This is a genomic window from Amycolatopsis sp. AA4, assembly GCF_002796545.1.
Lineage (GTDB): Bacteria > Actinomycetota > Actinomycetes > Mycobacteriales > Pseudonocardiaceae > Amycolatopsis.
In genome coordinates, this window is sequence record NZ_CP024894.1 from 861238 (window position 1) to 872300 (window position 11063).

Below are 11063 nucleotides of genomic sequence, written 5' to 3' on the forward strand. Positions count from 1 at the left end.
CGTTGTTCGGTCGCGGCGGAAGCCGAGGGAAGCGGGAGCAAGACGTTCCTGCCGGCGCGTGGAACGCGCCTTCGCAGGGCCGTCCGCCGTCCGGCGGCACGAAGTCCGGCGGCAAGGGCCGCAGGCTGCCCGGCGAGCAGGCGATACCGGCGTACACGCCGTCGATCGCCGCGCGCAGCATCGACGGGCATCTGCTGCGGACCGGGTACGAGGTGTACGCCTGGTACCGGCTCGCGCCGCAGCGCTGGTCGTTCCGTTCCGATTCGCAGCGCCGCGACCTGATCGCGGCCATCGCGGGCCAGTACGCCGAACTGCAGGGCCGCTGGCTGCACCTGCGCGTCACCAACCGGCCGTACCCGATCCGGATGTGGGCCGAGGCGCACGTGCACAACGCGGTCGGCAGGCCGAACGACGTGCCGGGCGCGCTGTCGTTCGACGACTACCTGATCGGCGAGCAGCAGCAGCTGATGGGCCGCTCGATGGCGGAGAAAGAGGTCTACCTCGGCGTCCAGGTGCAGACCCGGCGCATGGTGGACCGCGCGGTCGAACGCGCCGCGCCGGTGCTGCGCCGGATCCTGCCCGAGGCGGTCGACGCCGAACTGGCCGCGCTCGACTCCGAGATCGAGCACCTCGACCAGGTCATCGGCAGCGCCGGGCTGGAAGGCCGTCCGGTGCACGCCGAGGAGATGTCCTGGCTGATGCACCGTTCGTGCTCGCTGGGCCTGCCCGCGCCGCGCAACATGCCCGCGGTGCCGGGAGCGGCGTGGGAGCCCGAGGACCTCGCCAGCTTCACCGACGCGGCTGATTTCCACGCCGACCCGTACGCGCCCACGGTCACCGTGCGCGGCCGCACCGGGTCGAACGCCGGGGTGTCGCGGCATCTCGCGGTGCTCACCGTCGGCCAGATGCACGGTCTGCAGATCCCCGAGGTCGACGACCCGTGGATCCAGCACGCGGACCGGCTGCCGGCGGCGGTCGAGGTGTCCGCGCGGATCTACGTGCGGCGTCCGGAAGAGGTGTCCGGCGAACTGCAGCGGCAGATGAACAAGGTCCGCTCGCAGGTCAAGCACTACACCGACGAGCACGAGCTGGAACCGCCGCAGTCGCTGGCCCGCCAGGCCGGCCGGGTGCTGGAGATCGACGACGAGATGACGTCGGGCTTCACCGCGCTGGCCACGCGCGTGCGGTCGTGGTGGCGCCTGGCGGTGTCCGGCCCGACCGAGCGCGACGCGCTGCGGCTGGCCCAGCAGCTGCTGGACCTGTACAAGCCGAAGATCGCCATCGAGCATCCGGAGGCGCAGTACGCGATGGCCCGGGAGTTCATCCCGGGCGAACCGCTGGCCTCGGGCGCGTACATGCGCCGCGGTTCGGTGGTGTGGACGGCTTCCGCGGTGCCCACCGCGACCGCGGAGGTCGGCGACCGGCGCGGCATCCTGCTCGGCGAAACCGTCACCGCGACGCGGCGGCCGGTGGCCTGGGACCCGTGGATGGCACAGGAAATCCGCGACGGATCGGGCCTCACCGCGATGGTCGCCGGCCTCGGCGGCGGCAAGTCGTTCCTCGGCGGCGGCATCGTCTACAAGACGCTGCGGGCCGGGGCGCACTGGACGATCCTCGACCCGTCCGGCCCGCTCTCGCGGCTGTGCGAGCTGCCGGAGATCCGGCCGTACGCGCGGCCGATCAACCTGCTCAACGCCCAGCCGGGCATCCTCAACCCGTACCGCGTGGTCGCCGATCCGCTGATCGAGCACTTCATGGACGAGGACGATCCGGAACGCTCGTGGCGGCGCGAAAAAGCGCTGGCCGGGGCGACCCGGCGCCGCCTCGTCCTCGACGTGCTCACCGGCGTGCTGCCGTACGAGGTGTCGCGGATGGCGCAGACCCGGATCGTGCTGCTGCGCGCGGTGCGCGCGGTCGGCGGCCGGTTCGACGCCGACCCGGGCCAGGTCATCGACGCGCTGCGGCGGGATTCGAGCGAGCACCACGAGCACGCGGTCGTGGTCGCGGACTTCCTCGACGAAATGCGCGAGCGGATGGCGCTGCTGATCCCGGAAACCGACGCGGACCCGTACGCGGAGACCCGCGACGACCGGATGACCGTGCTGACCATGGCGGGGCTGACGCTGCCGAAGGACGGCGTGCCGCGCGAGTACTGGACCGACGCGGAATCGCTCGGCGTGGAAATGCTGAACCTCGCGGCGTGGCTGACCCAGCGGTCGGTGTACGAGAAGCCGAAGGAACTGCGCAAGGGCGTCTGGATCGACGAGGCGTTCTTCCTGTCCGAGGTGCCGACCGGGCGCGTGCTGATGAACCGGTTCGCCCGCGACTCGCGGAAGTGGAACGTCCGGGTGCTGCTGTCCTCGCAGATCCCGGCGGACTTCCTGAAGATCCAGGGTTTCGTGGCGCTGCTGGACTCGGTGTTCGTCGGCCGGCTGGACGACGACGACGCCCAGGCCGACGCGCTGCGGCTGCTGAAGGTGCCGGTCGGCGTGGGTTACGAGCAGGTCGTCGCCGCGCTCGGCCGCCGCCCCGGCGCCCAGCGCGGGCTGGAACGCGACATGGAGCCCCGGCAGTTCATCTTCGGCGACGGGGCAGGCGGCGTGGAACGCATCCGTGTCGACTTCTCCGGACCGCATCTCGACTCGCTGCGCGCGGCCATGGACACCACCCCGGGCTCGCCCGACGCGCGCGGCAAAGCCGGCAAGGAACTCGTGGCACCCCGCGAGGACGAGCCGAAGCCGCACGTCCCCGCCCCACCGGAGGACGACGAGCTGGAACACGATTTCGAACTCCAGGCGGAACTCGAGGTCGGTCTCGCCGACGAGCAGCTGCTGGGCTCGCCGGACCCGCTCGCGTCCGAAACCGGCGAGGTGGAGGGTGCAGTGCGCAACGGACGGCAGGAGGACCGGCACGCCCGCGCCGGCGGCAAGGGCGGCGGCACCGGCAGGGATGCCGCATGACCCCCGGTGATCCGGGCCGGCCCGCGCCGGCCGTGAGGAGGCCTGCGTGAACACCGTCTTCACGCTGGCGTTCGTCCTCGCGTTCGCCGCCGGCTGGCACGCGCTGCGCAAACGCGTCAAGGAGGGCCCCAAGCCGGGCGGCCGCCGCCCGAGCAGGCGCGCGTCGCTGCTGGCCGTGGTGGCGGTGATCGGGCTGCAGACGGTGCTGTTCGCCCCCTCGGCGAACGCGGCGGCCTGCGGGGAATCGCCGAACCCGGAACGGCCGGGGGCGGGCATGGTCGGCGCCCTCGATCCGCCGGAGGGCCACGGCGAACCCCAAAGCGCCTACATCGACTACAGCTACGCGGGCATGGTCTGGAACACCTACCAGACCAACTGCACCGCGCTCTCCGCCATCGCGTCCCCCAGCTCGACCATCGACACCTGGGCCGGGAACCAGCTGTTCAACGTCGGCAAGAACATCGTCGGCGCCACGAACTCGCTGCACTACACCGTCCTCGAGGGCGGGCTGCTGAACCCGATCTACAACGCGGTCAAGTCGGGCGCGGAGAAGGTGTACAACAACATCTACGCGCAGCTGTTCGGCCTGGTCGCGCTGATCTTGTCGATCATGCTGTTCCGCAACATCTGGCGCGGTGACCTCGCCGGGGTCAGCAAGCGGGCGCTTTACGCGATGGCGGGGGTCTGGCTGGCGGCCTCGTCGCTGGCGATGCTGCGGTATTTCGATCCGATCGACAAAGCGATCGTCCAGACGACCACCAACATCCAGGCGGGCTTCGTCGATTCGTCGCAGGACCGGATCGTGCGTGACATCCTGCCCACGGACCTGCACAACCAGGTCGTCTACGACAACTGGCTGCGCGGCGAGTTCGGCTCGCCCACCGCTCCGCAAGCCCAGCAATACGGCAGGCCGCTCCTGGACGCGCAGGCGTTCACCCGCGACCAGCTGGTGAACGGCGACGACGGGAAGCAGAACGTCGTCGACGCGAAAAAGGCCGCCTTCAAAGACATCTCCACCAAACTCGGCCCGGCCACCGGCTACTTCACCGGCGAGGCGGGCGGCCGCACCGGCGCCGGGTTCCTCGCGCTGGGCCAGAGCCTCGTCTATTCGCTCTTCCAGCTGCTGGCCAAGGCGTCCGTGCTGCTCGCGCAGGTGCTGATCCGCCTGTTCGCGCTCACCGCGCCGCTCATCGGCCTGGTCGCGCTGCTGAACCCGGAGATCCTGCGCCGCGTGCTCAAGGTCGCCGGCGGCATCGCGTTCAACCTGGTCGTGCTGTCGGTGCTGGCCGGCGTGCACGCGCTGCTGCTGCAGGCGATCTTCGCCGCGGGCGACGGGCTCAACCTGCTCACCAAGATGGTCCTCGCCGGGCTCATCACCGTGCTGCTGTTCCTGGTCGGACGGCCGGTGCGGCGGCTGTGGCAGATGGTCGAGATGTCGGTCAGCATGGTCGGCGGCGCGGTGCCGACGCCCGGCGGCGGCCTGTTCTCCCGGTTCCGTCGCAAGAACGAGCCGACGCCGCAGGACCAGTTCTGGCAGAACGTCCGCGACACCGACGACGTCGTGGACGGCGACCAGCGCGGCCCGATCGGCGCGACCGTCGGCGGCGGCCGCTACCGGCCCGAGGCGGCGGTGTTCGCCAGCTCGCAGCGGCTCGACAACGGCTCGCGCGCGGCCCGTCCCGCGGCGGCCTGGTCCGGTGCTCCGTGGCCGGGCGCGGTCGGTCCCGCGCAGTCCGCCGCGGGTGCGCTGCCCGCGGGCGGCGGGGGAGGTGCGCCGGTGTTCGGCCAGTACCACCCGGTCGCCGGTGCGCCCGGCGACTACGTGATGGCGGGCGCGCGGTGGCCGGTCAAGGAAAGCCGGCAGGTCGACACGTCCCCGGTCGCCGACCGGCGGTGGAGCGACGAGCCGGAACCGGTGGTCGTCCCGTCGCGGATGGCCGCGCCGGACCGCGGGTACTCGGCCCCGGCCCCGGACCAGCCCGGGTTCACCGTGCCCACGCAGGGCATCCGGGCCCAGCCGCGCCGGGTGGATCCCGAGGTCGTGGCCGGGAAACCGGTGTTCGTGCTGTACCGCCCGTCGCGCGGCATCGAGGTCCGCGACACCGACCAGGTCATGGGGCGGTGACCGATGCCGATCCGCACCAACCGCGGCCGGACCGCGGTCTACCGCCGCCTGTGGGGGTTCCCGCTCCGCTCGCCCCGGCACCTCGTGGGCACGCTGGTGTTCCTCGCCGTGGTGATCACCGCGCTGGGTGTCGGCCTGCCCAAGGTCCTGGGCAAACCCGCGTCCGCGCATCCGGGCGCGGCTCCGAGTTCGTCAGCTGGTCCGCGCACCGGCGTCGCGGCCCCGGTGCCGAGCACGCAAACCCTGCCGACCCGGCTGTCGCAGCCGCTGGTCACGCCGACGTCGGCGGCGCCGAGCCCGGAGGCGCTGAACGTCGCCAAGCAGTGGGCGACGGCCTGGGTGCGTCATCCGGCGGGCATCTCGAACGCCAACTGGCTCAACGGGATGCGCGGGCTCACCACCGACGAGTACCTGCCGGTCATGTCCACAGTGGACCCGGCGAACATCCCGGCCACCAAGGTCACCGGCGAGCCGACCGTCACGCAGTCCTACTCCAGTTCGGTCAAGGTCGTGGTCCCCACCGACGGTCCGAAACTCAGCATCACCGTGGTGCTCACCAGCGCGGGGTGGCGAGTGTCGGACTATGACCAGGCGAGCTGACCGTGAAGCTGGCCATTCTCGTCTCGGTGGTGATCGCCGCCGTTTTCGCCACGGTGCTCACCACCAACGTCGTGCAGAAGGCGGTGACCGACCAGCAGCAGGCGGCGGCCGGCGGGGTCGCGCTGACCTCGTGCGACGCCGCGATCGGCCCCACCCAGCCCGGGCAGCCGGAGCAGGGCGGGGCGGACGCCGCCGAACTCGACCAGGAGTCGCGCGGCACGGTGTCGCTGATCATCGCGATCGGCAAGCAGCGCAGCCTCTCGCCGCGCGCGTGGCAGGTCGCGATCCAGGCCGGGATGACCGAATCGCGGCTGCACAACGTGAACTACGGCGACCGCGATTCGCTCGGCATCTTCCAGATGCGCCCGTCGATGAACTGGGGCACCCCGGCCCAGGTCACCGACCCGAACTACGCGATCAACAAATTCTTCGACGTGCTGCTCGGCGTCCCGGACTGGGAGAATTTGCGTCCCGGCGACGCGGCGCAGCGCGTCGAGCGGTCCGGTTTCCCGGACCGCTACCACCGGTGGGAGGCCATGGCGGCCACGCTGGTGCAGAACATGGGCCAGGTCGCCGACGTGGTCGGCTGCGGGCAGGGCATGGGAGCCGCGCTGCCGCCGAGCCAGGCCGCGGCGCAGGCGATCAAGTTCGCGCTCGGCGAGCAGGGCAAGCCCTACGTCTGGGGCGCGACCGGCCCGGATTCGTACGACTGTTCCGGCCTGATGCTGCGCGCCTACGAGTCGGCGGGCGTGATCCTGCCGCGCGTGTCGAAGGACCAGTACAAGGCGGGCGCGATGCTGCCGGTGCGGGAAGCCCAGCCCGGTGACTTGATCTTCCTCGCCACCGACCCGGCCGACCCGACGACCATCCACCACGTCGCGATGTACCTGGGCGACGGCAAGATCGTCGAGGCCCAGCAGACCGGCGTGCCGGTGCACGTGCGGCCGTTCTCGTTCGACGAGCACGAAGTCGTCCCGCAGGCGGTGCGCCCCGGCGTCTAGCATGGGTGCGGGAGGCACCGGCTCTTGACCCGCGGATGCCCAGTTGCCGCGGGTCCGGATTCACCCCGAAGTCGCGGCCTGTCCACGAGCACGTGGCCGCGCGCTGGCAGAGGATGGCACACGTGGCACGGAAATTCGGCAAGCGAGGCAAAGCAGGCCAGAGCGAGCCCCAGGACCCGGCGGCGCTGTTCGGCGCACCGCAGCCGCCGCGCCAGTCCGCGCACCCCGCGTCCAGCACCCCGCTGGCGGATTTGCTGAACCAGGGAATGCCCGGCGTCGACGGCGGGTACGTCGTCCTGCCGCGCTCCCTGGCGGAGGGCATGTCGCTTCCGTGGCAACAGCAGCTGGCGGCTCTGCTGGCCCAGTTCCACGCCGAGCACGCCCGGCTGTCGTGGCCGGTGTACCGCGTGGTCCCGTCCCGCTACGAGCGCCTGGTGGATCTCGACGAGGAACAGCTCGCGGAGGCGGGCTACCTGGTGGAGATGGACGCCGAAGGCGAGATGGTCTACCGGGAACGGAGCGGCCGCAAGGTCCAGGACCCGGACCGTACGACGGTGCTGGTCTCCTGCCTGGACCCGATTCCCCGCCCGGCCGCCGCTGGTCCGGTCCCTTCGGGGGAGGCACCGCCGATGGGCCCGTTGGCCGCGGCGGTCCCGATGAACATCGGACCTGCCCCGGTTTGGCGCTCGGCCGGGGAGGCTGGTGCGGCGGCCCGTCCGCCGGAAGACGTCGGGCGGGCCACTGCGGACAGCGGCCAGACCAGTGAACCGGTCTCCCAACCGGTCGAACCGGCTCCGGTTGTTGCTGAGGAGCCACCCCAGCCGACCCCGGCTCCGGCCGAGGCTGCCGCTCCGGTGAAGGAAGACGCACCGGCCATTCCGGACTCCGCCGCGCCCGAACCCAGCGCGACGGCCCCGGTGCCTCCCGCCACGCCAACGCCGGTTGATCCGCAGCTGCGCGCGAGGCAGTCGTGGCAGCCGAAGCCGTACGTGCATGAGCCGCGCCAGCCTGTACGTCCGGCGGAAGCGTTGCCGCAGCAGGGGAATCCGGCCGTTCCGTCACATGGTCGGCATGAGGCGCCCCCCGGGTGGCATCCGGCTCCTCCGGCTGGGGCACCGCAGTACGGTCCGGGTTCTCCGCCTTCTCAACCGGCGATGCCTGCTGCCCAACCGCCCTCGCCGCAGCAACCGCCTGCGGCTTCTGCCCCGCAGACCTCGCCGGTGCCGCCATCTCCGGCACAGCCAGTCGCTCCGCCGGAGCCGATAAGTCCGCCGACGGTCGGCGCATCCCAGCCGTCCCCGCCTGCGAATCCTCCGGCACAGCACCAGCCATCGGCGGCTCCGTCCGCGCCCAGCGCGGAGTCAGCGACCCCGCCCGCACCTGCTGCGGTGCCCACGAATCCTTCGGTGTCGCAGCCGCAGACGGCTCCTTTCACGCCCAGCGCGGAGTCGGAGACCCCGCCCGCACCTCCTGCGGTGCCCGCGAATGCTCCTTCACCGCAGCAACCGCCGACGGCACCTTCCGCGTCCGGCGCGGAGTCGGCGACGCCGCCACTTCCACCAGCAGACGCTCCGGCGTCGCCGCCGCCGACGGTTCCGTCCGCGCCCAGTGCGGAGTCGGCGAACCCTCCCGCATCTGGTGCACCGCAGTCACTTCCGCCCGCGGGTGCCCCCGCTCCGCAGCAGCCACCACCGACCGCTCCCGCTGCAGCGTCGCCTGACTCGCCTGCTTCCGGCTTCCCACGACCAGTCCCGCCCGCGTCAAGTGCGGAGTGGGCAAACCCGCCCGCAACTGACGTAGCGCATCCAGCGCCCAAGACTTCTCAGCCGCCAACGGCTCCCTCCGCGCCTGGCCCCGAGTCGACGAGCCCGCCGGTGGCGCAGCCGATTCCGCCTGCAGCGCAACATCAGGTTCCGTCCGCGCCTAGCCCGGAGTCGACGAGTCCGTCCGCGTCTGCTGCGCCGCAGCCGATTCCGCCTGCAGCGCAACACCAGCCTTCGCCCGCGCCCAGCGCGGAGTCGGCGATCCCGCCTGCGCCAGCAGCGCAGCACCAGCCTGCGCCCGCGCCCAGCGCGGAGTCGGCGATCCGGCCTGCGCCAGCAGCACAGCACCAGCCTCCGCCCGCACCCAGCGCGCAGCCCACTCCACCGTTCCAGCTGCCGCAGCCCAGCGGTCGCCGGCGGCCTGCCGAAACCGGGCCGGACGGGCGGCCCTTGCCGGTCTTCCCTGGGCAGGAGAGCGGTCCGCCCGGGCCGCCGCCGTCGCGGGTGTATCGGGAGGAGCCGCCGGTTTTCCCGGGCAAGAATTCGGCCGTGCCGCCGGTGCCGGATTACGGTGCGTCCTCCCCGGCGGACGACGCGGCGACCCCGCCCCGCGGCATTCCCATGGGGGACGCTCGCGGGTGGTTCGACGAGCACCCCGACCACGAGGACGACGGCCCGGCCGACTTCGGGCCCACCGGGCAGCCCACGGAGGTTCCGTTCCGCTGGCGCAAATGAGCGGGCGGATGTCAGGCTGAACCCATGTCTGACGACCCGAACCCGGACCAGGGCTGGTACTACAACACCCGCACCCACGAAGTCGAGCACCTGGAACGCAGCCGAGGCGCCGACCTCCTCGGCCCGTACCCGGACGAGGCCACGGCCCGCCGCGCGCTCGACATCGCCCGCGAACGCACCCGCCAAGCCGACGCCGCCGACCGCGACTGGGACGGCGACTGACGGCGTGACGGAACCAACCCGGGCGAGGCTCGGACGCTGAGGCAGCAGCTAACTGCCGACCTGGTGTGGGGCGGCGGGCTGGCCCGGAACTGGAATCAGGCCGGGCGAGGCTGGGATGTTGGGGCAGCGCTGAGCCGCGGACGGGGCGTGGATGGCGACTGCTCGGAGCAGTAAACCTGCTCGATCGAGGCTGGGAAGCCGAGGTAGTGCTACGCCGTTGCTCTGGTGTGGGATGGCGGCTGGCTGCTCGCAGCGGGACACCTGCCCGGGCAAGGCCAGGGGGCTGGGGCAGTACAAAAGCCGACCTGACCTGGGGTGGTTTGGAGCAGGAATCAGCCCGGGCGAGGCTGGGAAGTTGGGGCAGTGCGAAACCGTCGACCTGGCGCGGGACGACGGCGGGCCGCCCGGAGCAGGAAACCTGTCGGGGCGAGGACGGGAAATCAGGGCGGTGCCAAACCGCCGACCTGACCTGAGACCGCGGCGGGCTGCCCGGAAACACGAAACCTCCCCGCCCGAAGCCCAAAATCCAGAGCAACGCGAAACCGCCGACCGGACAAAGCGTCCGGTCGGCGGCAAGAACACCTTCAACTACCCGGCCACCAAGGCCGGATCCAGTACGAAGTCCGGATCAACCTGTTCCTCCAGATCCGCCCCCATCCGGCCGTTCCCCCAGGCCCGCGCGTTGCGCAGGTGGAATTCCACCCCTTGCCGCTGGTACCGGGCCCAGTCCCGCGGAGTTGCGTCCACCAGGTCCTGCATCGCGGCCAGCGTCGCCAGGTTGCGCGGTTCCAGTTCGCCGATCGGCCGGGTCGTGCCGCGTTCGGCGGCTCGGACGTGGCCGGACGTCGTCATCCACCCCAGCAGTGCCGAACCCAGCTGTTCGGTCAGGAAGTCGACGTCGTCGCTGTCGGTGACCTTGTTGCCTACCGCTACCAGGTGAACGCCGAAGTCCCGGGCGTGGTCCGCGTACTGACGGTAAACACCGACGCTGCGCAGGGTCGGTTCGCAGACCAAGAAGGTCACGTCGAAGCGCGTGAACAGGCCCGAGGCGAACGCGTCGGCGCCGGCGGTCATGTCCATCACTACGTACTCGCCCGTGCCGTCCACCAGGTGGTTCAGCAGCAACTCGGCCGCGCCGACCTTCGAGTGGTAGCAGGCCACGCCCAGGTCGTCCTCGTCGAACTGGCCGGTGACGCCCAGCCGGACGGCGCCCAGCGGGCGGAAGCAGGCGTCGAAGATCGGGTTGTCTTCGAAGGGGCGGACGAGACGGGAGCCGCGGCCGGGCGGCGTGGTTTTGATCATCGCGTCGGCGGACGGGATTCGCGGGTTGTCGCCGCGCAGGTACTCCTTGATCAGCGGCATATGGTCGCCGAGGGTCGGCCACGCCAGCGCCTGCTCCTCGGTCGCGCCGAGGGCCGCCGCCAGGTGCTGGTTGATGTCGGCGTCGATCGCCAGCACCGGTTTGCCCGCGGCGGCCACATACGAGACGAACAGCGACGAGAGCGTGGTTTTCCCGCTGCCGCCCTTGCCGACGAACGCGATCTTCACCGATCCGGCCCCTTCTGAAAATGAAGACGATTGTCAATGTCAGGCAGGCTACACCCGACCGGCCCGCGCCCGAACGGGCGATCACCGGCGGTTCGGCGGGATAGTGTTG

At 71.5% G+C, this 11063-nt stretch carries 9 protein-coding genes; 6 read left to right on the forward strand and 3 right to left on the reverse strand.

Annotated features, from left to right (window positions below):
• The first annotated feature begins 2 nt into the window (after positions 1-2).
• From CU254_RS04305 to CU254_RS04320, 4 genes are read left to right on the forward strand one after another with little or no spacing between them, the layout of a single operon-like run.
• Entirely contained in the window at positions 3-2960 is a 2958-nt protein-coding gene (locus CU254_RS04305) for an ATP-binding protein (RefSeq protein WP_037712501.1), read from the forward strand.
• Between the two features lie 46 nt (positions 2961-3006).
• A complete protein-coding gene (locus tag CU254_RS04310) occupies positions 3007-5085 on the forward strand; it encodes a hypothetical protein (protein WP_100266701.1) in 2079 nt (692 codons plus the stop codon).
• Between the two features lie 3 nt (positions 5086-5088).
• Complete coding sequence (locus tag CU254_RS04315; protein WP_009073104.1) at positions 5089-5685, forward strand: hypothetical protein; 597 nt, start codon at positions 5089-5091, stop codon at positions 5683-5685.
• A 2-nt stretch (positions 5686-5687) separates the two neighbouring features.
• Positions 5688-6686, forward strand: a complete 999-nt coding sequence (locus tag CU254_RS04320) for a C40 family peptidase (protein WP_009073105.1) — start codon at positions 5688-5690, stop codon at positions 6684-6686.
• Between the two features lie 1431 nt (positions 6687-8117).
• Here the strand turns inward: CU254_RS04320 and CU254_RS42880 are convergent.
• Together CU254_RS42880 and CU254_RS42885 are read right to left on the reverse strand one after the other, a co-directional pair.
• A complete protein-coding gene (locus CU254_RS42880; RefSeq protein ID WP_037712503.1) occupies positions 8118-8429 on the reverse strand; it encodes a hypothetical protein in 312 nt (103 codons plus the stop codon).
• A gap of 180 nt (positions 8430-8609) precedes the next feature.
• Entirely contained in the window at positions 8610-8834 is a 225-nt protein-coding gene (locus tag CU254_RS42885; protein WP_158687987.1) for a hypothetical protein, read from the reverse strand.
• A 164-nt stretch (positions 8835-8998) separates the two neighbouring features.
• On the opposite strand from CU254_RS42885, the gene CU254_RS42890 reads away from it, so the two are divergent.
• Both CU254_RS42890 and CU254_RS04330 read left to right on the forward strand, forming a co-directional pair.
• On the forward strand, positions 8999-9184 hold the full coding sequence (locus CU254_RS42890; protein WP_158687988.1) for a hypothetical protein: 186 nt from the start codon (positions 8999-9001) through the stop codon (positions 9182-9184).
• 24 nt (positions 9185-9208) lie between these two features.
• A complete protein-coding gene (locus CU254_RS04330; protein WP_037712509.1) occupies positions 9209-9406 on the forward strand; it encodes a hypothetical protein in 198 nt (65 codons plus the stop codon).
• A gap of 588 nt (positions 9407-9994) precedes the next feature.
• Here CU254_RS04330 and CU254_RS04335 read toward each other — a convergent pair.
• Complete coding sequence (locus CU254_RS04335) at positions 9995-10954, reverse strand: ATP-binding protein (protein ID WP_009073109.1); 960 nt, start codon at positions 10952-10954, stop codon at positions 9995-9997.
• Between the last annotated feature and the right edge of the window lie 109 nt (positions 10955-11063).